The organism is Halobacillus sp. AWH4_228 (genome assembly GCF_056158365.1).
Map to the genome: position 1 here is coordinate 2,113,814 of NZ_JBSWTE010000001.1, position 22,775 is coordinate 2,136,588.

A 22,775-nucleotide genomic window follows, 5' to 3' on the forward strand; every position below is an offset into this window, starting at 1 on the left:
AGCTTTGAACCGTCGGCGTTGATTTTTACTGGCTGTTTTCATCTTCCAGCTTAAAAGGCACTTCGTACCCTGGTTTCACCCAGGATTCGACAACACTTCCTTTTTGATCTACATCGAGGACGTAAGATCCGTTGCTGTACCGGTCATTCGCTTTCAAGTCCATCGGATTAACCGTCGTCGTCTCCTGCTTTTCTGTCATGAGTACAATCTGGTCTTCCCTTTGAACGAGATGAACATCTACAATTTGGTGCGGGTTTTTCTTCAGCTCCCGAAGCATAATTACACCGCGCTTGGCTCTGGACGTACGATCGAATTCCTTCAGTCTCATCCGCTTGGCAGCCCCGCGGTGAGTGGTCATGACGACCGAAGGGTCTTCTTCCGCTTTGAAAATCTGTCCGGATACGACCCGTTCGCCTTCTTTCAATGTCATGGCTTTGACGCCGGCCGCCCGCTGTCCCACGGTATTGACTTCATCTTCCTTGTACCAGAGGCCGTAACCTTTGCTGGAGGTGAGAAAAATATCCCCTGTCCCTTCCGTCATATGAACATCGACGACTTCATCATCGCCTTTCAAATTCACAGCCACGAGGGCTTTGGAATGCCGCTGCGCCTGATAAAGACGGAGTTCACTCTTTTTAACCATGCCGTTTTTCGTAAAGAACATCAGGAAATCCTCATCATTGAATTCCCGTATTGGAATAGCTTCCACAAGGTATTCGTCTTTTTCCACCTGAACGATGTTGGATATAAATTGACCCAAATCCTTCCAACGGATATCCGGCAGTTTATGAACAGGTAGAAACAGGTACTTCCCTAAATTCGTGAACAGCAGAACCGTATCGGTTGTATTCATTTCCACCAGACGCAGCAGGTGGTCACCGTCCTTCAGAGCAAAATCCTCGCCATTTGATGCCGCGTAGGATCGCAAGCTCGTCCGTTTAATGTAGCCGTGTTTTGTAATGGAAACGAGGACATCTTCACTGGCCACCATTACATCCAAGTCCACCTTCAGTTCCTGCACTTTATCTTCAATTTTTGTCAGTCGGTCATCTTTGTATTTTTTCTTCATGGCCCGCAGGTCGGACTTGATGACTTTCAGCATTTCCCGCTCACTTGTGAGAAGCTTTTCGAGCTCTTCAATCTGCTTCCTCAACTCTTCCGCTTCTGCTTGGAGAGCTGTAATGTCTGTGTTTGTCAGACGGTACAGCTGCAAGGTTACAATCGCTTCCGCCTGTTCCTCACTGAAAGCGTACTCCTGGATCAGCCGTGCCTTGGCATCTGCCTTATCTTTGGACGCACGAATTGTAGTGATGACATCATCAAGGATTGAAATCGCTTTGATCAAGCCTTCCACAATGTGTGCACGGCGTTTCGCTTTATTCAAGTCATAAATGGACTGTCTGGTCACGACTTCTTTCTGGTGTGCGATATAGGCATCGAGCATCATCGGAAGATTGAGAAGCTTCGGAGTCCGGTCGTGGATCGCGACCATGTTGAAGTTATAGGAAATTTGAAGATCGGTATGCTTGTATAAGTAATTCAGGACACCTTCACTGTTGGCATCTTTTTTCAATTCAATCACAACGCGCAGGCCTGTACGGTCTGTTTCATCACGTACTTCTGCAATGCCCTCCACTTTTTTATCGATACGGAGTTCATCCATCCGCTTAACCATGCTGGCCTTATTGACTTCAAATGGGATTTCATCAATGACGATCTGTTCACGTCCGCCCCGCTGTTCCTGGATCTCCGCGCGGCCGCGGACAATGATTTTCCCTTTCCCTGTTTCATAGGCTTTTTTGATTCCGTCTACGCCTTGAATGATTCCTCCAGTGGAAAAGTCCGGCCCTTTTAATTTGGTCATCAGCTCCGATACTTCCGCCTCAGGCTTGTCAATTTTCATGATGACCGCGTCAATGACCTCGCCAAGGTTATGGGAGGGAATTTCGGTTGCATATCCGGCTGAAATTCCTGTGGATCCATTCACCAGCAGGTTGGGAAACTTCGCCGGGAGCACCGTCGGCTCTTCAATCGTGTCATCAAAGTTAGGAATGAATTCAACGGTCTGCTTCTCTATATCCCGCAGCAGTTCAGACGATATCGCTGAAAGCCTTGCTTCTGTATAACGCATGGCAGCCGGCGGGTCGCCGTCGACACTTCCGTTGTTTCCGTGCATTTCCACAAGCGGTTTGCGTACTTTCCATGTCTGACTCAGACGTACCATGGCATCATACACCGATGTATCTCCGTGAGGGTGGTAGTTACCAATAACGGTACCCACCGTTTTTGCGGATTTCCGGTACGCTTTATCGTGCGTATTCTTCTCCTGATGCATCGCATACAGGATTCTCCGCTGAACAGGCTTAAGCCCGTCCCTGGCATCAGGGAGGGCCCTTTCCTGAATAATATATTTACTGTATCTCCCGAAACGGTCTCCGAGAACTTCCTCTAAAGGTAAATCTAAAAATTTCTCTGCCTCAGCCAACAGAACGTCCCCCTTTTATGATTGGATTTTATCGTTTTCCAGAATGTTTGCTTCGTCTTCAAGACCGAAGGCAACGTGGGATTCAATCCATTTTCGGCGAGGTTCTACTTTGTCTCCCATCAATGTCGTAACTCTTCGTTCCACACGGGCAATATCATCAATTGTAACCCTGATCAGCGTTCTGGATTCTGGATTCATGGTCGTTTCCCACAGCTGGTCGGCATTCATTTCACCAAGACCTTTGTAGCGCTGTATCGTATACCCATTTTTGAATTCCTTCAGGATTTTCTGCATCCCATCCTCATCCCAGGCGTATTCGGTTTTTTCTTTCTTTCCTTTGCCTTTGGATACTTTATAAAGCGGTGGAAGGGCGATGAACACTTTGCCGGCTTCCACTAAGGGCCGCATATAGCGGTAAAAGAAGGTAAGCAGCAGCACCTGGATGTGGGCACCATCTGTATCCGCATCGGTCATGATGACAATTTTGTCGTAATTGCAGTCCTCAAGGGTGAAATCCCCTCCGACTCCTGCACCGATAGTATGAATAATCGTAGAAATCTCTTCGTTTTTAAAGATATCCGCAATTTTAGCTTTCTCTGTATTAATGACTTTACCGCGGAGAGGAAGAACAGCCTGGAATTTGCGGTCACGCCCCTGTTTGGCTGAACCGCCCGCAGAGTCCCCCTCTACAAGATACAGTTCGTTTTTCTCCGCATTTTTTGACTGCGCCGGGGTCAGTTTCCCGCTTAAAAGCGTATCCTTCCGCTTCTTTTTCTTACCGGAACGGGCGTCTTCCCTCGCTTTTCTCGCGGCTTCCCTTGCTTCTTTCGCCCTGATCGCCTTTTTAATCAGCATCGAGGCCGAATCGGGATTTTCCTCTAGGAAATAAGTGAGTTTCTCGGCTACCACACTGTCAACAGCCGACCGGGCTTCGGATGTCCCCAGCTTGCTTTTCGTCTGGCCTTCGAACTGAAGAAGCTCCTCAGGGATTCTTGCTGAAATGATCGCTGTAAAGCCTTCCCTGATATCGTTTCCTTCGAGGTTCTTATCTTTTTCCTTCAACAGCTGGGTTCGGCGTGCATAATCATTAAACACCCGGGTAACGGCTGTCTTCGCTCCCGATTCATGCGTTCCGCCATCCTTTGTACGAACGTTGTTGACGAAGGAAAGAATATTTTCTGCGAATCCATCGTTAAACTGAAACGCAAAGTCCACTTCTATCTCTGACTGTATGCCTTCAAACGATACGACGTGATGAAGGGTGTCTTTCTCTTCATTTAAATATTTAACAAATGAAACCAGTCCATCATCATACTGGTATTCCTCTTTCTCTCCATCCTTACGCTCATCGACTAAGATGATACGAAAGCCTTTCAGAAGAAAAGCCGCTTCTCTCAGTCTTTCCGAAAGGGTTTCAAAATTAAACTTCGTTACAGAAAAAATTTCAGGATCCGGCTTGAACCGGATGGTTGTCCCTGTTTTGCGTGTGGCTCCCTTTTTTTCCAGGGAGGTAACAGGCACGCCCCCTTTTTCAAAACGCTGATAGTACTTCTCCCCATCACGGCAGATATGAACTTCCAGCCATTCGGATAAGGCATTAACCACAGATGCTCCGACGCCGTGAAGACCGCCGGAGGATTTGTATCCGCCCTGGCCGAATTTACCTCCGGCGTGTAAAACGGTTAAAATCACTTCCGGTGTCGGCTTACCGGTTTTATGCATCCCTACAGGCATGCCGCGGGCTTCATCCTGCACAGAAACGCTTCCATCTTTATGAAGGGTAACCGTCATCTTTTGTCCGAATCCAGATAAAGCTTCATCGATGGCGTTATCCACGATTTCGTGGACGAGGTGATGAAGACCACGGTGGTCCGTAGATCCAATGTACATCCCCGGTCGCTTCCGGACAGCCTCCAGCCCCTCCAATACTTGTATAGAATCATCTGAATACGTATGATTTTGACTCGACAATTTCCAATCGGCTCCTTTCTCTTACACAGCAACTAATTATCATGATAGAACAAACGTTCGATTGTGTAAATGACTTTCCTGTTTACACGGGCAGATTCAGTTATAAGACACGCAGTGGAACAGAGGGTTTTTCCCGTTCTATTCTGCTGCCTGTCTTATGCCTTCTTATATCGTTTCGTGAAATGGATGCTGTTTATACAACCGCTCTCAAAAAAACACTGCTTGTTATATTGTAGCGATTTTACATCGTTTCGCAAACATAATTCTTCCAGATAACGTGAAAAAATCCCTGAAAGGACAGGGATTTTTTCAAATTCATCTTTATTTGATCACCGGTATAAGCTGTGCGCAACCTTGATACAGGAGTCCATAATCACCTTTGTGGAAGTATCTTTCAACTGTTCCCACGCTTCTTCATGATACACTCCCTGTTGAGCCCAGAAAGCTTTCGCCCCAAGGCTCCGGGCTTCTTCGGCCACTCCCGGCAGGTATTCAGACCGGCGGAACACATTTACAATATCCACCGGCTCCTCGATCTCCTGAAGCGAAGCGGCGGCCGGTTCGCCAAGCACCTTTGTTATCGTCGGGTTTACGGGAATAATTTTGTACCCTGCCGCCTGCATGGCTTCACTGATCTGGTAGGACGTGCGGTGTGGTTTATCGGATAGTCCGACAACCGCAATTGTTTTAGATTCTTTTAATACATTCTTAATCTCCTCTGGAGACGGATGTTCAAATGGCATGTCCATTCCTCCTATTCTTCGATAAGCCCTTCTTCAACGAGATATTCACGGGCCACCGTTTCTGGTGAACGGTCTTCAAAATCCACTTCATAGTTCATTTCCCGCATTTCATCTCCGGTAATCCTACCGCCCAGTTGATTTAAAGCATCTTCGATTTCCGGAAACTGATCAAGTGTTTCCTGTCTCATCAACGGGGCACCCTGGTACGGAGGAAACAGATTTTCCGGATCTTCCAGCACTTTGAGGTTCAAGTCCACCATATACCCTGCTGTGGCATAGGCATCAATGATGTCCACTTCGCCATTGGAGATCGCTCCCTGGCGGAGACCTGGATCCATTGTTCTTACTTCCCCGAGATCAAGATCATACACTTCCTTCATTCCCTGATAACCGTCCTGGCGGTCATTGAATTCGAGGGTGAATCCGGCTGTTATTTGATCTTCCACTTGTTTCAAGTCCCCGATGCTTTCCAGTCCGTACTGCCCGGCAAGCTCTTCCGTCGTTGCGACAGCATACGTATTGTTGAACTGCATCGGCTCCAGGTAGGCCATGTCATATTGTTCACTCATTCCATCGGCTGCCTGCTGGTAAACTTCCTGTTCCTTGTTACTTTGCGCCTGTTCTCCCATAAGGGAAACGATGGCAGTTCCTGTGAATTCAGGATAAATATCAATGCTTCCTTCTTCAAGAGCGCTGAAAACAAGGTCTGTTTTCCCAAGGTTTGGTTTTAAACCAACCTGAAGATCTGTTTCCTCTTCGATGAGAAGTTTGTACATGTTGATTAAAATGGCCGGTTCGGACCCGAGTTTAGCCCCGAGAACGAGATCATTCTGCGATTTGCTGCTGAACAGCAGCGGTCCTACAGCGATGAGTGCGGCAATAACAAGAAGACTGACGAGCGAGCGGAACCCGGACTTTGCTGATGTCCGTTCAAACAATCGGAGGATAAGATCCAACAGAATCGCAAGCAGAGCCGCAGGAATCGCTCCGAGAAGGATCAAATTGGCATCGCCTCCACGATCAAGACCGAGCAGGATCAAGTCACCAAGGCCTCCAGCTCCAATGAGTGCGGCAATGGTCGTCGTACCCACAATCAAGACCATCGATGTCCGGATACCCGCCATGATGACCGGCATCGCAAGCGGAAGTTCGACGCGGGATAACCGTCTGAAGGAACTCATTCCCATCCCGGTAGCCGCTTCTTTTAATGCCGGATCCACTTCTTTTATTCCAGTGTACGTATTTCTGAGTATTGGGAGCAGTCCATATGCTGCCAAAGCTATGATGGCGGGCGTTTCGCCGATTCCGAAAAATGGAATCAAGAAAGCGAGGACGGCCAGGCTGGGAATAGTCTGAAGAACCGCTGTCACCCCGATTACAGGTTCAGCAATGTTCAATTTTCTCGTTAACAGCAAGCCGAGCGGTACAGAAATCAATGTTGCGATCACAAGGGCAATAATGGAGATCTGCAGGTGCTCCCACACTTTCTCCCACAGTACATCCTGTCGTTCTGCAAAAACCTGAATAAATCCATTCACAGCTGAACAGCCCCCTGTTCCTCATCAGATTTCTCTTTTAAGTAATGAACGATATCTTTATAGGAAAGAGTACCGACGAGCTGGTCTCCTTTTATAACGGGAAGAACCCGGTGGGAGCCTTTTTCAAATTCAGAGACGGCTTCCCGGAGAACCGTTCCGTTCTTCAGGACCGGCATCATGACTTCCCTGCCGTCCGTGACGCCTGTTTGATACACACCTTTTTCTGAGGTGAGAACATACGATCCGTTGTCCGGAATCAGCCCCTGTTGAAAGTCGTGATAAGGGAAAATCCTGCTTCCGGACTGATCCATAATGATATCCACAGCTGTCAGCCATGGGGATTTCCTGCCTCCGATAAAATCACGGACAAAATCATCCGCCGGATGGAGAAGGAAATTCTGCGGTGTATCGACCTGGACAATCCCGCCTTCTTTCATCAGGCAGACGCGGTCTCCCAGGGCCAGGGCTTCATCCATATCGTGCGTCACGAACACAATGGTCTTTTTAATTTCCTGCTGCAGGTTCCGGATATCCTTTTGAAGCTGCTCCCGGCTGATTGGATCAAGGGCACTGAACGGTTCGTCCATGAGGATAATATCCGGGTCCGCTGCCAATGCTCTAATCACCCCTACACGCTGCTGCTGTCCACCTGAAAGTTCACTCGGTTTACGTTTCCGGTGTTTCTCAGGGTCAAGACCGACCATCTGCATCAACTCATCAATCCGCGCGGATACATCTTTTTTCTTCCATTTCTTCATTTCAGGAACAATGGCGATGTTCTCCTCAATCGTCATGTGTGGAAAGAGGGCGATTTCCTGAAGAACATAACCGATGTTCCAACGCAGTTCATGAACGTTGTATTCTTTAATGTCCTTATTATGTATCGCTATCGTCCCATCAGTTGGATGAATGAGCCGGTTGATCATTTTCATCGTCGTTGTCTTTCCACATCCACTCGGACCGATCAGGGTGAGCAGTTCCCCTTCTTTCACCTCGAGATTTATATGTTTTAAAGCCGCCGTCCCATCCGGGTACGTTTTGGACACATCTGTAAAAGTTATCATGCATTTCCTCCTTCATAAACTAAAGACCGTACTATTTACCCACATTCACACACCTTGAAACCTATTGCAATTATTCAACCTTCCCGCACAAAAGCGGTGGAAAAGCCTTGTCACAACTTTTCTGATTGGTATAATAAGATGTTGCGGCGTTTGATTTGCAGCTTTCCGTCATATACATAGAGGTTCTTGGAAGAAAGAGAAGCTGATAGAATTTTCCGTTCTTTCTCCAACGTCGTCATGATAAAATAAAAGAAAGTAATGAAGGAGTTGAACTTATTGGAATATCTACTCTATTCCCTTACCGCCTATCTCCTCGGCTCCATTCCATCAGGACTGATCGTTGGAAAAGTGGGTTATGGCACAGATATCAGAGAACATGGCAGCGGAAATCTCGGTGGGACGAATACGTTCCGCGTTCTCGGAGTAAAAGCCGGCTTGATCGTTACGATTGCCGATATTTTAAAAGGGACGCTGGCTGCCGCCCTTCCATTTTTTCTCGGAGCAGAAGTCATCCCGCTTATTATAGGTATTTTTGCCGTGATTGGTCATATGTATCCCGTATTTGCCGGGTTCAAGGGAGGGAAGGCCGTCGCTACGTCCGGAGGCGTGATTCTCGGAGTGAACCCTCTGGTGTTTCTTGTACTTGTGCTATCGTTTTTCATCCTATTATATTTGACCAAATATGTATCCCTTTCCTCAATGGTGTGCGGGCTTGTCGGGATAACAGCTTCCATCCTTCTGCAGGAGTATGGCTTGACGATGGTGATATCTGTCTTTACGATTTTTGTCATCTACCGGCACCGCTCTAATATTAAAAGAATCATCAATAAGACAGAACCTAAAATCACGTGGATGTAACACGAAAGCCTGTCCTCCAAGGATAGGCTTTCTTTAATTGAAGCATCCTAGATAGACGGCACATTTCCATAAGCATTCCATTGTCATTAAAGAAATACATAAGGTATACTTTGACATAGAAAGAAGGCCTGAAAGGAGTCCTTGCTATGAATAAAACCGAACTAAATCAGACAAAACAGCTGCCTACTAAAGAAGAAAGACATAAATTATTCGGGTCTGTCGATCCAGGTCCGCGCACGAAACCCGTTGAAAAAGATCAGATGGCTGATCTTCAAAATTCAAGAAAAGATTTTCTATTCGATATTGATATGGTCGGTATTTCCAACGTGAAGCATCCGATCCGTATCCCAAGCAGCATGACCCCGCAGATTCAAACGACCATCGGTACTTTTTCCTTTGGTTCCTCGATTGCTAAAGGCAGTAAAGGAACGAATATGAGCCGGTTCACTGAACAGCTTGATAAATATCACAACGAAGGTTTTGCCATAGATATTGAAACATTGAAGCAGTTCACCGAAGAACTGGCCGGACGCCTGAAACAGACGGACGCTGAAGTGGAAGTCACCTTCCCATGGTTCTTTGAGAGGAAAGGTCCTTATTCCGACCTGACAGGAATGAATCATGCGGATGCCACTATCCGGGTGGAGTACGATCAGGAGACCAGTCATGATGTCACGGTATCCCTGACTGGGAAAATTACGACGCTGTGCCCATGCTCGAAGGAAATCAGTGAGTACAGTGCGCACAATCAACGCGGGAATGTGACGATGACGGTCAAACTGACAGACGACTTCAATGAACAGGAGATCGATTGGAAAGCTGCCCTGCTGGAAGCCGCTGAAAGCAATGCAAGTGCCAGGATCCACCCGGTGCTCAAACGTCCGGATGAGAAAATGGTCACGGAGCAGGCCTATGAGAACCCTCGGTTTGTCGAGGATATCGTCCGTCTTGTCGCTGCCGATCTGTATGAATATCCATTTGTGGAATCCTTTGAAGTTCAGTGCCGGAATGAGGAATCGATTCACCTTCACGACGCAGTGGCTTCCTTGAGCTACGACAAGAAGCTGGAGCGTACACAGGAAGAACGATGAAACAGGTCATGATCGGCATGATCCGTTTTTATCAAAAGGGAATCAGCCCCTTTTTTCCACCGAGCTGCCGTTTTCAGCCTACCTGCTCCTCATACGGACTTGAGGCTTATAAGCGCTTTGGCTTTTTTAAAGGAACATGGCTGACGGCGCGGCGGATTTTAAAATGCCATCCTTTCCATCCGGGTGGATTCGACCCTGTACCGATGAAAAAAGAACACGCAGACAAGTAAAGCGGAGACGGAACGTTTACCTTCTCCTCTTTACGGATATAGCAGGATATAGATGATTTTTAATGACAGGAGTTGAGCTGAGATATGAATTTAACTGTAACCGAAGAAGCTGCCGAATGGTACGAAAATGAACTCGATATTGATGAACAGGCCCATCTCCGTTTTTACGTCAGGTACGGTGGGACCGGGGGCCTTCAGCCTGGATTTTCCCTGGCAATTAAATTGGAGGAACCTACTGAACCGGTCGCCGAAACAAAAACAGGACGGATTCATTTCTTTATAGAATCAGATGATGCCTGGTATTTTGATGATCATTCCCTGGAAGTTCAATATGATACAAAATGGGAAGAACCTTCCTTCGAATATAAAAAATAAAGACGCCCTTGGGGCGTCTTTATTTATGTCTCTTTTCTCCTGAGCGCGAAACGCTCAATATGATCCCATCTGCCTTCCGCTTTTAATATCTCATACTGTTTATTTCCGAACAAATCAAAATGAGGATAAGGGTCAAGATGGATCCATCCCGGGTGAAGGTCGTAGCGGCTTCCCCACTTCTTTAATGCATCCAGGTCACTGCATCCGGCTTTTGTCACGGTATCACAGCCTGGAAAACGATCATCGATCCAGAAATGTGTAAGAAATGCCACTTCCCCATTCTGGACTTGATGTTTCCACGCCTGCAGCTCTTCCCTTTTTACACCGAACGCCATCAGCCTGTCGTCTCCATTGCTGAAAGATAAGCCTCATGCCATGCAGGAAAGCTTTTTCGGATAGACACCGGGCGGAAACTGCCGCTTTTTGCAACTACGTGCTTGGTGACACCAGTCACGGCTGTAGACCCGTCAGCGTGCACCACTTCATACCCGTAGGATACCCGGAGACCGTCATAGGACTCCACCCATGTGCGCACGCAGACATCATCTCCGTAGCGGACAGGTTTTTTAAAGCTGACCTGTGCGTCAATGACCGGTGAAACGACTCCTTCTTTTTCAATTTCCGCATAGCTGAACCCCAGGCCGTCGATAAAAGCGGTCCGGCCGATTTCAAACCAAATCAAATAATTGGCATGATAGACGACCCCCATCATATCGGTCTCCTGATACCTGACCTGGATTGGTGTTTCCACAATTTTCATCACTAAGACTCCCTTCTCACTGCACTCCAGGCTTTTTCCAAGTCTGGCAGTTCAAGCTCGTTCATATCCTCAGGCTCATCTTCAAGCATACGGATGGCCTGGTATTGGACGGCTTCATTTACTAGATTATTAACAAAACGTCCGTTTCCGCGAATATAGTGCCCGGCATATTTTTCGAGCAGGTACGACTCGGCCCATTCATTGAAAAAGTAACCGTAATTCTGTGCATGGTAGTGGGTCATTTCCAACAGCTCCTGTTCTGTATAATCAGGGAACTGAAAGTATTTCTTGAATCGGGACGACAGCCCTGGATTACTTTCAACCAGCTGCTCCATCTCGACCTTATAACCCGCTAAAATGACAACGAGGTTCTCGTTATGCTTTGTCATCTCATCTACAAGTGTTTCAATGGCTTCTTTTCCGAAATCATCACGTCCCCCATTATAAAGGGCATACGCTTCATCGATAAAAAGAACGCCGCCGAGCGCTTCTCTGATTTTTCGTTTGGTTTTTATGGCGGTCTGACCGACATAGCCGGCTACAAGATCAGATCGGGATGCGACAACCATGTGCCCCCTCTTCAATAGACCGCATTCTTTTAATACATCGGCATAGATGGAGGCGACGGTTGTCTTCCCTGTTCCCGGGTTTCCTGAGAAAACGGAATGAAGCTGAATAGGTACAACCGGGTATCCTTTTTCTTTCCGTTTCTGCTGGGCCTGCACGAATGATGACAACTTCCGGACTTCTGTTTTAACACTTGAAAGACCGATCAATTCATCAAGCCGCTGCATAGGGGAACGTTCTTCCAGCTTATCGTCCTTATCCCACGATAAGTCTTCCGTCGTAATCCGCATATGATCAAGCCAGTGCTGTTTATCTCGCTCTGCTTCCTGTGCTCCTTTGTGAAACACCGTTTTTAACACCAGGTTTTTTACCGTTCTGGCATTCCCGAATGAATCATCGACCCGTTCTTTATCGATCAGGGAGTCAAACTGCTTTCTGGCCTGTTCTGTAAAAAAGAAATCATTCTCAAGCGCCGTCTGTTCGGCTATATTCATGAGTTCATCCATCTGATAGTCCGGGAGTTCAATGTGATTCTGCTCCGGGAATCGGCTCCTTAGTCCTGGGTTGGACCATAAGAACTGGCGCATTTCCTCTGGATACCCAGCCATGATGACCGCAAACTTTCCGCCGTATTCCTTGCTTGTCATGGCAGACACCAGGGTGTCTATGACGGCTTGTCCATAATCATTGCCTGTCTGACCTTCCCTGCGCAGGCTGTAGGCTTCGTCAATGAACAACACCCCACCGATGGCCTGTTTCACATAGTTCATCGTGTTCTCTTCACTTTGTCCGACATATGAACCGACCAGATGCGAACGGTTGACTTCAACAACCTCTTTCGTATCAAGAATACCAAGCTCATGGTAAATATTAGCCAACAGTCGGGCCATCGTCGTTTTCCCTGTCCCCGGGTTACCTGTAATGATCATATGTAACCCTGGTTCATCCACCATGGTAAAGCCGAAGTTTTTCCGTTCCTGCTGATACTGCAGGAAGCGGTAGTAGCGGTGGATGTAGTCTTTTACATCCTGCAGGCCGACCATTTGATCCAGGGCTTCCAACGGATTACGGCTTGCTGTTTCCGTTAAAAACTCCGGCAGCCGCCGGTGGATGTCATCCTGTTTATCAGAAAGCTGCCTTGTCCGCTCATTCACTTCCTTGACCGGTACACGGATTCTCCGATTCTCAATGGAATGGATGGCTTCTTCAAGCATCTCCTTCAGCTCTACCAGCTCGTTATAAATATCCTGGTAAATTTTCAGACGACTGGAAACATCAAGCAGGGGCTTTTCTGCCAGGTCATGATTCCATTGACTGATGACTTCTTTCACATCTTCATGTATCGATTTTACTTTTTTAGCTTTTGCAGAGTCATGGTCCGTCTCGTGGAGGATCCACTGCTCCAAAGGTGTCTCCTTCAGTATGGCGTACGCCTTCATCAGCTGTTTTGACTCATAAAGGTCGGTAACCAGGGAGTGGGACCCTTCCAGCCGGCGGGCTTCATCAATAAACTGATCAGCCAGTGGGTCTTCCCCGGGGTGTCTTTTCATCCTGTGATAAGCAAGGGCGGTATAAAGGACCGCTTTCAGTTCCTTGTCCTCCGTCCCTTCATTCACATACCGGAGGGCCTCCACCTCTGTAATAGGAGGGGCCTGATCTATACTTTTCCATTGTCTCAACGTATTCAGCATCTACATCACTTCCTTTTCTATCACCGGTTTACATTTTATCATAGTCACCGGAACATGTAGATGAAGATGCACACGATATGAAAAACCGCTTCTCCTTTTAGAGAAGCGGTCAGCTCTTTAATATTGTTGATGTCGGGAATGGGCGGACTCTTCTTTGATCTCCTGCCTCATCGCTCGGAGAGACTCATTTCTCCGTTTGTTTTTGTCTTCAATGTTATGCTGTTCCTCTTCTGTAGCATACGCAAGAGCATCATGAGAAGCTTCAATGTTTTCAATCGTGTTCTGCACTTTCTCCTGAATCCGGTCTACATTGTCGGCACGGTTATCTGGATTTGGTTTTTGATTGGCCATATGCTGTTGTTTATGAGACATACAAAACCCTCCTGTCTGCGTTCAATCGCCCCATCCTCATGGAGTCATCCTTACTTTCCCCATAAAGGACGGATTTATGAACACGTAAAAAAAGAAAAGCAGATTCCGGTTTATGACGGAATCTGCTTTAAACGGTCCTTATGTCTTTTTTCTATACGATCATCAATCTGATCCATCAGCTTTTGATCAGACTCAATCGTTCTTATGTTTTCTTTTACACGCTCTTCAAAAGAAACAGGTTTATGTTTTCTCATGGAAATCTCTCCTTTACTGGTATGATTTCCACTTTGGACAAAAATTATTCCTATTTTAGCGCATTTTTCATTTTTTCCATATCCTCATATGTCATTGGCCCTACGATCCGGGGCTCCTGGATAGTGCCGTCTGTCCCGATGAAATAGGTGGTCGGTATCGAAATGATCTGATAATCCTGATTCAAGGATAATTCCTTATCCAGCAGCACTGGGAACGTGTAGCCTCCGTCCTCTACGAACGTAGCAACATTCTCTATGCTTTTTTCAGAACCTGTCCCATTCACAGCAAGGATAACGACTTCTTCTCCATATGCTTCCTGAAAACGCTGCATTTCAGGCATTTCTTCCCTGCACGGCGGACACCATGTCGCCCAGTAATTCAGAAACACCTTTTTCCCTTTAAAATCAGAGAGGCTGACCTTTTCACCCTCGAGAGTTTCCAACGTAAAATCAGGAGCAGTATCTCCCACCTGCAGCCCTTCAGGAGCATTGGGGGCCGTCATCCCTGTACCGTCCTGACTGCCGCTGATTCCAGGCTCATCTGAAGTCTGATGTTCCGCGCTTTTTTCCTGTGTTACAGAAAAGAGGCCGAATATGAGAAGTCCGGCTAAAAAAAGACCAGCGATCCATTTCTGCATAGATTTCCCCCGCTTCTGGTTGTCCTTATTCTATGTATAAGAATATAAAAAAAGATTATGTCCGTAAAGCCGGGAATAAAAAAAGACCGCTCAAAAGAGCGGCCTCTCTTTCCCATTATTTAAGCTTATTACGCAGAACCATCTGCAGGATTCCACCATGGCGGTAGTAATCCACTTCCACTTCACTGTCAAAACGGGCAATGACATCAAATTCTTTCTTATTGCCTTCTTCATCCACAGCGGTTACCTTAACAAGGTCACGCGGCTTCACGTCTTCACCGACTTCAACGTCGAACGTCTCCCGACCTGTAAGACCAAGGGATTCAACAGAATCTTCCGGTTTGAACTGCAGTGGAAGAACTCCCATCATGACAAGGTTGGAACGGTGGATACGCTCAAAGCTCTCAGCGATTACTGTCTTAATGCCGAGAAGGTCGGTCCCCTTGGCCGCCCAGTCACGGGAACTTCCCATACCATAATCATTACCGGCAATGACCATCAGAGGCGTTTGATCCTCCTGATACTTCATAGCTGCCGTATAAATCGGCATGACTTCTTCTGTCGGCCAGTAAGTTGTAAATCCACCTTCTGTACCCGGCGCAAGCTCGTTACGGATCCGGATGTTGGCGAACGTTCCGCGCATCATAACTTCATGGTTACCACGGCGGGAACCGTAGGAGTTGAAGTTACGCGGGCTGACTCCTTTATCCTGCAGGTACTCTCCTGCCGGCATATCTTTTGGAATCGCTCCTGCCGGTGAAATGTGGTCCGTCGTAACAGAATCACCGAACTTACCAACAACCCGCATTCCATTCAGTGGTTTAACTGTCTCGGGATCTTTGGAAAGACCTTCAAAGAACGGCGGGTTCTGGATATATGTGGAATCATCATTCCAATCATATAATGGCTCATCTGTCGTCTGGATTTCATTCCATTTTTCATTGGAATTGAAGACACTTTCATATTCTTTACGGAAGATTTCCGGAGTCACTACGCGGGCGATTTCCGCTTTAATTTCTTCCTGGGAAGGCCAGACATCGTCAAAGTAGATACCTTTTCCATCCGCTGTTTTACCGATCGGCTCATTTTTCAGGTCGATATCAACCGTACCAGCCAGTGCATACGCAACAACAAGCGGCGGAGAAGCCAGGTAGTTGGCTTTCACGAGCGGGTGGATACGCCCTTCAAAGTTCCGGTTACCGGAAAGAACAGAGGACACGGTAAGGTCACTGTCAGCAATCGCTTTTTCAATCTCAGGAAGAAGCGGACCGGAGTTTCCGATACATGTGGTACAGCCGTACCCGACAAGGTTGAAGCCAAGCTGGTTTAAGTAATCCATTAATCCTGAATCCTCAAGATAGCGGGTTACAACCTTGGAGCCCGGTGCAAGGGACGTCTTCACATAGTCAGGAACCTGCAGTCCGGCTTCCACCGCTTTTTTCGCAACAAGTCCGGCTCCAAGCATAACGTGCGGGTTGGAGGTGTTTGTACAGGACGTGATCGCTGCGATTGCAAGAGCACCTGTTTTCATGACCGTTTTGTCGCCGTTTTCGAACTGGACTTCCGCCTCTTTCTTAAATTCAGACTTATCAAGTCCGAATCCGTGGTTGCCGGCAGGGCCGGTGATCGCTTTTTCAAAGGAGTCCTTCATCTTGGATAATGGAATCAAATCCTGTGGACGCTTAGGACCGGACAAGTTCGGCTCCAGCTCCCCGAGATCGATTTCAACCAATGACGTAAATTCAGGATCTTCGAAAGATGGATCATACCAGAGGTTGTTGCGCTTGGAATATTCTTCGACAAGGTTGATCTGCTCTTCGCTTCGTCCAGTCAGACGGAGATATTCCAGAGATTCCCCGTCCACCGGGAAGAAGCCGCATGTAGCTCCATATTCCGGTGCCATGTTGGAAATCGTAGCACGGTCAGCCAATGGCATTTCCTGTAGTCCTGGACCAAAGAACTCCACAAACTTCCCGACAACGTTCTGCTCACGAAGCACCTGGGTTACTTTCAATGCAAGGTCCGTAGCTGTTGTCCCCTGTGGGAAGCTGCCATTCAGCTTGACCCCGATGACTTCCGGTGCAGGGAAATAAGACGGCTGACCAAGCATTCCAGCTTCAGCCTCAATGCCACCAACACCCCAGCCAAGAACACCGAGACCGTTGATCATCGTCGTATGGGAGTCTGTACCTACAAGTGTATCCGGGTAAGCCTCATAGGTGCCGTCTTCCGCTTCCAGCGCGTGAACGACATTTGCAATATATTCAAGGTTTACCTGGTGGACAATACCTGTTGCCGGTGGAACAGCACGGTAGTTATCAAAAGCTTTCTGGGCCCAGTGAAGGAATTCATAACGCTCTTTGTTTCGTTCAAACTCAAGCTCCATATTCACATTCAGTGCATCAGGTGTGCCGTATTTATCCACCTGGACAGAGTGGTCGATGACAAGATCCACCGGTACTTCCGGGTTGATTTTGTCTGGACTTCCGCCCATGTCGACCATTGCTCTTCTCAAGGAAGCAAGATCAACAACAGCCGGTACGCCGGTGAAGTCCTGCAGAATAACACGGGAAGGTTTGAATGGTACATCTTCCCCTTTTGATTTTTCAGTTCCCCAGTTTGCTAGACTCTCCACGTGCTCATCTTTGATGACACGTCCGTCGTGCTGACGAAGCAGAGACTCCAGTAGGATACGGATGGAGAAAGGCAGACGGGAAATCTTGCCGTGTCCCGCATCTTCTAAGGCTTTCAGATCATAATAGTTATAGGTTTGGCCGTTTAGGTCAAATTGTTTGCGAGCTTGAAATGCATTGCTAGCCATTTTCCTTTTACCCCCTCATCAATATTCAAACAATGGCCTTTATAGAGGCGTCATTGTTCCCCAAATTTGTACATTTGAACCCTTATGTATTACCCAGGTATCAAATCCGCACTATTAATTGTAAATGAAAACGATTTATAAGTAAAATGAATGACAGCAAATTTTTCTGAATTGGGAGTTTTTTAAACAAAAAACAACATTCCATCTCTACTTGAGTTTGCTTACACTTCGAATTATAATAAAATTAACAAAGATTTGAATATGAAACGGGTGATCTTATGTCAGGTGGTTTTGCACTCTTTATAGTCGGCTGGATAATCATTATGGTCAGCCTGATGGCCATCGGCGGATTTTTTATGTTCCGGAAATTTTTAAAACGACTCCCAAAAGAGGATGGAAAATCGACCATAGACTGGGAAGAATACTATGTGGACAAGACCCGGCATATGTGGTCGAAGGATCAGAAGGAGCTCTTGGAGGAACTGATTTCTCCTGTTCCAGAACTGTTCAGGGATGTAGCACGCCAGAAAATTGCCGGCCGCATTGGTGAACTTGCCCTCAGCAGCCGCAAGAAAAAAATCACAGAAGAAATTCTCATCGAAGGCTACATTCTTGCCACACCGAAAAGGGACCATAAGTTTCTGGTCAGGAAGTTGAATGAAAAAGAAATCGATATGACTCCGTACCAGACGCTTCTGGAGAATTGAAAAAAGGACCCCGCTGTTCAGGCGGGGTCCTTTCCTGTCTGTATCTTCTTTTCCAGGCTTAAGTACTGTTTCAGCATGGCAAGGCGCCAGGTAATAATCATGCCAAAGGCGAGCAGGAAAAACATACCGCTCGTCTCTCCCAGAGACACATGCTGGCCGACGATCAATTTAAAAATGATCCTTACAGCAAGAAGTCCGAACAAAATCATGATGAATGACTTTGAAGGTTTTAAGTAAATATCGCCATCCCGGACTTCGAATTTCGAGGTCCGGATGAGGAAGATAGAAAAAAGCGCTCCGATGGATACAGCCTCGAGAACCTGCGTCCACTCGACACGAAAAATCGGTAAAACAAACATCAAGGCGCCTGTACTCATAAAGAATGGCGGTAGAATAATTTTTTTCACACTGGCAGGCTTTCTAGCTGCTCTCAGGCGCACGAAGATCATCGCTGTAGCCATGAAAGCGGCTGCCACCGTACTTGCAATCAACCAAAACATATAAATCCACTCTTTCTGTTCCATCTAGTACGGATCAAGAATTGAGGATCACCGCGGTCCCTTTCACCTTCAGCTAAAGTTCCCGTGATTTCACAGGTCCTTACACACCTTCCTCTTCCCCGCGGTCGTTCGCAATGGTGAGAATAATGGTCATCGTCACGCCTACGACAGCAAGATACACTCCAAGATCAAACAGCAGTGCTGTAGCAAGCTCGGTTTTACCCAGGACAGGAAGCTGGAAATAGGCAAAGGTCTGGGTCAAAAACGGCTGGTCAAATAAAAGACCACCGATACCCGTCAATGCTGCAATCAACAGTCCAACAGGAATCACATGCCTGAAATTGATCGGAAGAATCTTCTCCATCGATTTGATTCCGTAGGCCATATACATCAGCACAATAGCCGCTGATGTCATGAGGCCCCCAATAAAGCCTCCTCCCGGCGCATTGTGGCCGGCGAAAAACAAGTAGGCTGAAAATCCAAGCAGAATGAAGGCGATCAGCGTTGTAGTGGTTCGTAAAATGATGTCATTGGTCCGGGTCATACGATTTCTCCTTTAGTGATATGTTTTCTATTTTCATGATAATACAAAAAACGGGTAAAATCCACGCATTAAAACCCTTGAAAATCAAACAAGCCGGCTAAATAGGACGTAAGCATGTACATCCAGTTGAAATACAGGGCAATTCCTACGGCAATCATAATGTACCCACCTGCTTTTACAATACCCGCGCTGTGCCTTCTGATCCATCCCAGACGTCCGATGAAGAAGGAAAGCGCAAAAAAAGGAATTGAAAAACCCAGGGAATAGGCGATCATCATCACGAGAAACAAATCAGGTGAATCAGCAGCCAGGGAAAGGACAGCAGCAAGAATCGGTCCGGTACACGGGGTCCACCCGAGCGAAAACGTAAGGCCGATTAAAAATGTCCCTAAGTACCCGGATGGTCTGTTCTTAAAGGTGATTTTCCGGTCTTTCATTAAGAAGTCGAAATTGAATACACCAATAATGACAAACCCGAAGAAAATAATGAGAATGGCCCCCAGTCTCCGGATGATCGTTTCGTTTTGGATAAGAAACTGGGAAAAGAACGAGCCGGAAAAACCTAAAATCAGGAAAATTGTTGTGAAGCCCAGCAGAAAAAGAAGCGTATGTATAAAACTGGTCCGCTTCAACATGCCATTGTCCTCTTTTAATTCCTGCACACTCATTCCTGTTATGTACGAAAGAAAGGCGGGATATAAAGGAAAGACACATGGGGAAATAAACGATAAAAAGCCTGCTCCAAAGGCAAGGAATAAATTAACATCCATAATCAGTCTCCCCTTCCTATTTCATGATATGATCCGCTGTCTATTTTAGCAGATGAATCTGCTAAAAGGACACGGCGATGTGAACATCTGTTGAACGGCCCTCATAGAGAAAGCCTTCTTTCCCGGGAAAGAAGGCTTGATTAATTATTTCATTTGGTTGTTCATGGAACGCATCATCTGATTGATCTTCTTCTGAGAAGGCTTCTGCCCCATCTGCATCATCAGTGTACGTAACATTTGTTCATTGATTGGCGGGTTCTTTTTCAAATAGTTCATCATATATCTTCTGGCGATGAAGAAGCCTAGTGCAACACCACCGACAAGAGTCAATAGAGCAATGATGATAACCCAAACGATCCCCAATGTCATGTCTTCGTCTTCCTCCTTCGTGTTGTCTCCCATAACAGTATAGTAAAACGATTAATAGAATACAATAGCCATTTCTAACGCGGCCTCCTCTCCACCTCTGCAGCCTTCATAAACGACTCCAATGGTGAAGATACCCCTTGGATGAGTAAAGTACCCGGTTTCCGTCCTCTGGGAGAAACAACATTCATTCTTACTCTTTATTATACCATAAGTCAAGCCATTTTCGAAAAGGTCACAAGCTTGTTCCTTATAAAACGGCTGGATGCTTCTATCGTAAAAGTTTATCACATGAGATTCACATATGTATAAGGAAGGCTGTCCCTATAGGAACAGCCTTCTCCACTTACTTCATAAGGTTTTCAGCATGTTTGACAACATTTTCAACCGTAAAGCCGTAGTTCTCAATGACTGTATTACCTGGAGCTGAGGCACCGAATGTGTCGATACCAATGACAGATCCGTCAAGACCTACATAGCGCTCCCAGCCGAAGGAAGCTCCCATTTCAACAGCCAGGCGCTTACGCACGCTGTTCGGAAGAACCTTTTCTTTATATTCAGCGGACTGCTCATTAAAGCGGTCGAAGGAAGGCACACTCACGACGCGGACATCATAGCCTTTTGTCTTAAGTTCTTCCTGAGCTTTAGCAATCAACTGAACCTCTGAACCAGAAGCAAGAAGAATGGCATCCGGCTCATCTTTATCTGAATCACTCAAAATGTAAGCCCCACGTTTCATACCTTCGTATGCATGCTCTTCTGTTCCTTCCAGTGTAGGAAGTCCCTGACGAGTCAACACAAGGGCTGATGGCTTATCTTCGGACTCAAGAGCAAGCCTCCAAGCTGCATTGGTTTCGTTCCCATCCGCCGGACGAAGCACGGAAAGGTTCGGCATTGCTCTTAAAGAAGCCAGCTGTTCCACAGGTTCGTGGGTCGGGCCGTCTTCCCCTACAGCAACGGAATCGTGAGTGAACACATAATTGACTGGAAGACTCATAAGAGCTGACAGTCGAACCGCTGGACGAAGGTAGTCACTGAATACGAAGAATGTTCCAGCATAAACTTTCAATCCGCCGTGAAGCCCCATACCGTTCAGGGCAGCTGCCATAGCGAATTCACGTACACCGAACCAGATGTTGCGGCCGGCGTAATTCTCACGGGAGAAATCTTCTTCGCCTTTCACAGCCGTTTTGTTGGATCCTGCAAGGTCCGCACTTCCACCAAAGAAATATGGAACGGCTTTGGACAATGCATTGATGGCGTCACCAGATGCTGCACGGGTAGCCGGACTGTCTTCGCCGACTTTATAAGATGGAAGTTCCTTCTCCCATCCTTCAGGCAGCTCTCCACGGATAGCGGCTTCCAGTTCTTCAGCAAGCTCTGGATAAGCTTCTTTGTAGGAAGCCATCAATTCGTTCCAGGACTGCTCTTTGTCCTCGCCATTTTTCTGAACTTTATCCTGGAAGTCCTGGTATACTTCATCAGGAACATGGAATGGTTCGTGTTCCCATCCGTAAAACTGTTTGGCAGCTGTTCCTTCTTCTTCGCCCAGTGGAGCACCGTGCGAATCAGATTTACCGGACTTGTTAGGAGAACCATAGCCGATCACAGTCTTCACTTCGATCATCGTAGGCTGGGATGTGTTGGCTTTTGCCTGCTGGATCGCTTGTCCGATCGTTTCCACGTCGGTACCATCCTCGACACGGATAACTTCCCAACCATATGCTTCATAGCGTTTTTCAACACTTTCGCTGAAGGAACGGTCAAGATCTCCATCAAGAGAAATATCGTTGGAGTCATAAAGGACAACCAGCTTTCCAAGACCAAGGTGGCCGGCAAGCGAAGCAGATTCCTGGGAAACTCCTTCCATCAAATCACCGTCACCGCAGATGGAGAATGTATAGTGGTCCACGACGTTGTAGCCTTCGCGGTTGTATTTTCCGGCAAGGTGGGCTTCAGCCATCGCCATTCCGGTTGCCATTGCGAGTCCCTGTCCCAGAGGACCGGTTGTTGCTTCCACACCGTCTGTATGTCCATATTCCGGGTGTCCGGGAGTTTTAGAATCCCACTGACGGAATGATTTTAGATCATCCATTGTCACGTTATAGCCGGAAAGGTGCAGAAGGCTGTATAGAAGCATGGATCCATGTCCTGCGGAGAGGACGAAACGGTCGCGGTCGAACCATTTTGAATTTTTAGGATTATGATCCATAAATTCCGTCCAGAGTTTATAAGCCATTGGAGCAGCCCCCATAGGCATACCCGGGTGACCGGAACTTGCTTTTTCTACTGCGTCGATCGTTAGTGTTCGAATGGTATCAATTGAAGTTTGTTCAAGACTTTTTGCCATTTCCAATAATCCCCTTTCTGTACAGGTATATGTACCATGTATTATCCTATAATGAAACAAGGCGTTGTGCAAACTTTTGT

22 protein-coding genes are annotated in these 22,775 nt (G+C 46.9%); 5 read left to right on the forward strand and 17 right to left on the reverse strand.

What is annotated here, in order from left to right:
• Window positions 1-25: 25 nt before the first annotated feature.
• From parC to ACXADP_RS10745, 5 genes are all read right to left on the reverse strand, one after another.
• Window positions 26-2,485: a DNA topoisomerase IV subunit A gene (gene parC, locus ACXADP_RS10725; protein WP_474968599.1), complete on the reverse strand. Its 2,460-nt coding sequence runs from the start codon at window positions 2,483-2,485 to the stop codon at window positions 26-28.
• A 15-nt stretch (window positions 2,486-2,500) separates the two neighbouring features.
• A complete protein-coding gene (gene parE / locus ACXADP_RS10730; RefSeq protein ID WP_474968598.1) occupies window positions 2,501-4,456 on the reverse strand; it encodes a DNA topoisomerase IV subunit B in 1,956 nt (651 codons plus the stop codon).
• Between the two features lie 329 nt (window positions 4,457-4,785).
• Window positions 4,786-5,199 (reverse strand): CoA-binding protein, encoded by a 414-nt coding sequence (locus ACXADP_RS10735; protein WP_474971426.1) that lies wholly within the window; start codon window positions 5,197-5,199, stop codon window positions 4,786-4,788.
• A gap of 11 nt (window positions 5,200-5,210) precedes the next feature.
• Window positions 5,211-6,737 (reverse strand): ABC transporter permease/substrate-binding protein, encoded by a 1,527-nt coding sequence (locus ACXADP_RS10740; protein WP_474971427.1) that lies wholly within the window; start codon window positions 6,735-6,737, stop codon window positions 5,211-5,213.
• Window positions 6,734-7,801 carry an ABC transporter ATP-binding protein gene (locus ACXADP_RS10745; RefSeq protein ID WP_474968594.1) on the reverse strand — a complete coding sequence of 356 codons (1,068 nt, stop codon included), beginning with the start codon at window positions 7,799-7,801 and terminating at the stop codon, window positions 6,734-6,736. The genes ACXADP_RS10740 and ACXADP_RS10745 overlap by 4 nt, the downstream gene beginning before the upstream one ends.
• Before the next feature lie 276 nt (window positions 7,802-8,077).
• On the opposite strand from ACXADP_RS10745, the gene plsY reads away from it, so the two are divergent.
• The 4 genes from plsY to ACXADP_RS10765 all read left to right on the forward strand — a co-directional run bounded on the left by plsY (window position 8,078) and on the right by ACXADP_RS10765 (window position 10,355).
• Window positions 8,078-8,659, forward strand: coding sequence for a glycerol-3-phosphate 1-O-acyltransferase PlsY (gene plsY, locus ACXADP_RS10750; RefSeq protein WP_474971428.1), 582 nt, complete (start codon window positions 8,078-8,080; stop codon window positions 8,657-8,659).
• A gap of 146 nt (window positions 8,660-8,805) precedes the next feature.
• Window positions 8,806-9,750 (forward strand): GTP cyclohydrolase FolE2, encoded by a 945-nt coding sequence (gene folE2 / locus ACXADP_RS10755; protein ID WP_474971429.1) that lies wholly within the window; start codon window positions 8,806-8,808, stop codon window positions 9,748-9,750.
• The gene (gene yidD / locus ACXADP_RS10760) at window positions 9,747-9,980 is read left to right on the forward strand and encodes a membrane protein insertion efficiency factor YidD (protein ID WP_474968591.1); all 234 of its coding nucleotides are present in this window, start codon (window positions 9,747-9,749) and stop codon (window positions 9,978-9,980) included. Before folE2 ends, yidD begins: the two co-directional genes overlap by 4 nt.
• An 84-nt stretch (window positions 9,981-10,064) precedes the next feature.
• Window positions 10,065-10,355 carry a HesB/YadR/YfhF family protein gene (locus ACXADP_RS10765; protein WP_474968590.1) on the forward strand — a complete coding sequence of 97 codons (291 nt, stop codon included), beginning with the start codon at window positions 10,065-10,067 and terminating at the stop codon, window positions 10,353-10,355.
• 23 nt (window positions 10,356-10,378) lie between these two features.
• Here ACXADP_RS10765 and ACXADP_RS10770 read toward each other — a convergent pair whose 3' ends face one another.
• The 7 genes from ACXADP_RS10770 to acnA form a co-directional block, all read right to left on the reverse strand.
• Window positions 10,379-10,690: a hypothetical protein gene (locus tag ACXADP_RS10770; protein ID WP_474971430.1), complete on the reverse strand. Its 312-nt coding sequence runs from the start codon at window positions 10,688-10,690 to the stop codon at window positions 10,379-10,381.
• A complete protein-coding gene (locus ACXADP_RS10775) occupies window positions 10,690-11,115 on the reverse strand; it encodes an acyl-CoA thioesterase (RefSeq protein ID WP_474971431.1) in 426 nt (141 codons plus the stop codon). The genes ACXADP_RS10770 and ACXADP_RS10775 overlap by 1 nt, the downstream gene beginning before the upstream one ends.
• Before the next feature lie 2 nt (window positions 11,116-11,117).
• On the reverse strand, window positions 11,118-13,373 hold the full coding sequence (locus tag ACXADP_RS10780) for an AAA family ATPase (RefSeq protein ID WP_474968587.1): 2,256 nt from the start codon (window positions 13,371-13,373) through the stop codon (window positions 11,118-11,120).
• 117 nt (window positions 13,374-13,490) lie between these two features.
• On the reverse strand, window positions 13,491-13,745 hold the full coding sequence (gene tlp / locus ACXADP_RS10785; protein ID WP_474968586.1) for a small acid-soluble spore protein Tlp: 255 nt from the start codon (window positions 13,743-13,745) through the stop codon (window positions 13,491-13,493).
• 110 nt (window positions 13,746-13,855) lie between these two features.
• Window positions 13,856-13,999: an FbpB family small basic protein gene (locus tag ACXADP_RS10790; protein WP_084163013.1), complete on the reverse strand. Its 144-nt coding sequence runs from the start codon at window positions 13,997-13,999 to the stop codon at window positions 13,856-13,858.
• Window positions 14,000-14,049: 50 nt separating this feature from the next.
• Window positions 14,050-14,637: a TlpA family protein disulfide reductase gene (locus ACXADP_RS10795; RefSeq protein WP_474971432.1), complete on the reverse strand. Its 588-nt coding sequence runs from the start codon at window positions 14,635-14,637 to the stop codon at window positions 14,050-14,052.
• 115 nt (window positions 14,638-14,752) lie between these two features.
• Entirely contained in the window at window positions 14,753-17,458 is a 2,706-nt protein-coding gene (gene acnA, locus ACXADP_RS10800) for an aconitate hydratase AcnA (RefSeq protein ID WP_474971433.1), read from the reverse strand.
• Window positions 17,459-17,736: 278 nt separating this feature from the next.
• Here acnA and ACXADP_RS10805 point away from each other — a divergent pair, with 278 nt between their 5' ends.
• Window positions 17,737-18,165 (forward strand): DUF2621 domain-containing protein, encoded by a 429-nt coding sequence (locus ACXADP_RS10805; RefSeq protein ID WP_027954301.1) that lies wholly within the window; start codon window positions 17,737-17,739, stop codon window positions 18,163-18,165.
• A gap of 17 nt (window positions 18,166-18,182) precedes the next feature.
• Here the strand turns inward: ACXADP_RS10805 and ACXADP_RS10810 are convergent, their stop codons facing one another.
• From ACXADP_RS10810 to tkt, 5 genes are all read right to left on the reverse strand, one after another.
• On the reverse strand, window positions 18,183-18,665 hold the full coding sequence (locus ACXADP_RS10810) for a CcdC family protein (protein ID WP_474968583.1): 483 nt from the start codon (window positions 18,663-18,665) through the stop codon (window positions 18,183-18,185).
• 100 nt (window positions 18,666-18,765) lie between these two features.
• Window positions 18,766-19,209 (reverse strand): Na(+)/H(+) antiporter subunit B, encoded by a 444-nt coding sequence (locus tag ACXADP_RS10815; RefSeq protein WP_474968582.1) that lies wholly within the window; start codon window positions 19,207-19,209, stop codon window positions 18,766-18,768.
• A 68-nt stretch (window positions 19,210-19,277) separates the two neighbouring features.
• Window positions 19,278-19,982, reverse strand: coding sequence for a cytochrome c biogenesis CcdA family protein (locus tag ACXADP_RS10820; protein WP_027954298.1), 705 nt, complete (start codon window positions 19,980-19,982; stop codon window positions 19,278-19,280).
• A gap of 141 nt (window positions 19,983-20,123) precedes the next feature.
• Entirely contained in the window at window positions 20,124-20,348 is a 225-nt protein-coding gene (locus ACXADP_RS10825; RefSeq protein ID WP_008640348.1) for a YneF family protein, read from the reverse strand.
• A 343-nt stretch (window positions 20,349-20,691) separates the two neighbouring features.
• A complete protein-coding gene (gene tkt, locus ACXADP_RS10830) occupies window positions 20,692-22,695 on the reverse strand; it encodes a transketolase (RefSeq protein WP_474971434.1) in 2,004 nt (667 codons plus the stop codon).
• Between the last annotated feature and the right edge of the window lie 80 nt (window positions 22,696-22,775).

Bases quoted from the DNA above. Each gene is read 5' to 3' on its own strand.
- ACXADP_RS10805 (WP_027954301.1), top strand. From the start codon at position 17,737: ATGTCAGGTGGTTTTGCACTCTTTATAGTCGGCTGGATAATCATTATG.
- ACXADP_RS10745 (WP_474968594.1), bottom strand. From the start codon at position 7,801: ATGATAACTTTTACAGATGTGTCCAAAACGTACCCGGATGGGACGGCG.
- ACXADP_RS10795 (WP_474971432.1), bottom strand. From the start codon at position 14,637: ATGCAGAAATGGATCGCTGGTCTTTTTTTAGCCGGACTTCTCATATTC.
- ACXADP_RS10770 (WP_474971430.1), bottom strand. From the start codon at position 10,690: ATGGCGTTCGGTGTAAAAAGGGAAGAGCTGCAGGCGTGGAAACATCAA.
- tlp (WP_474968586.1), bottom strand. From the start codon at position 13,745: ATGTCTCATAAACAACAGCATATGGCCAATCAAAAACCAAATCCAGAT.
- ACXADP_RS10810 (WP_474968583.1), bottom strand. From the start codon at position 18,665: ATGTTTTGGTTGATTGCAAGTACGGTGGCAGCCGCTTTCATGGCTACA.
- folE2 (WP_474971429.1), top strand. From the start codon at position 8,806: ATGAATAAAACCGAACTAAATCAGACAAAACAGCTGCCTACTAAAGAA.
- ACXADP_RS10765 (WP_474968590.1), top strand. From the start codon at position 10,065: ATGAATTTAACTGTAACCGAAGAAGCTGCCGAATGGTACGAAAATGAA.
- ACXADP_RS10780 (WP_474968587.1), bottom strand. From the start codon at position 13,373: ATGCTGAATACGTTGAGACAATGGAAAAGTATAGATCAGGCCCCTCCT.
- yidD (WP_474968591.1), top strand. From the start codon at position 9,747: ATGAAACAGGTCATGATCGGCATGATCCGTTTTTATCAAAAGGGAATC.
- tkt (WP_474971434.1), bottom strand. From the start codon at position 22,695: ATGGCAAAAAGTCTTGAACAAACTTCAATTGATACCATTCGAACACTA.
- ACXADP_RS10825 (WP_008640348.1), bottom strand. From the start codon at position 20,348: ATGACATTGGGGATCGTTTGGGTTATCATCATTGCTCTATTGACTCTT.
- ACXADP_RS10735 (WP_474971426.1), bottom strand. From the start codon at position 5,199: ATGCCATTTGAACATCCGTCTCCAGAGGAGATTAAGAATGTATTAAAA.
- ACXADP_RS10815 (WP_474968582.1), bottom strand. From the start codon at position 19,209: ATGACCCGGACCAATGACATCATTTTACGAACCACTACAACGCTGATC.
- ACXADP_RS10775 (WP_474971431.1), bottom strand. From the start codon at position 11,115: ATGAAAATTGTGGAAACACCAATCCAGGTCAGGTATCAGGAGACCGAT.
- acnA (WP_474971433.1), bottom strand. From the start codon at position 17,458: ATGGCTAGCAATGCATTTCAAGCTCGCAAACAATTTGACCTAAACGGC.
- ACXADP_RS10790 (WP_084163013.1), bottom strand. From the start codon at position 13,999: ATGAGAAAACATAAACCTGTTTCTTTTGAAGAGCGTGTAAAAGAAAAC.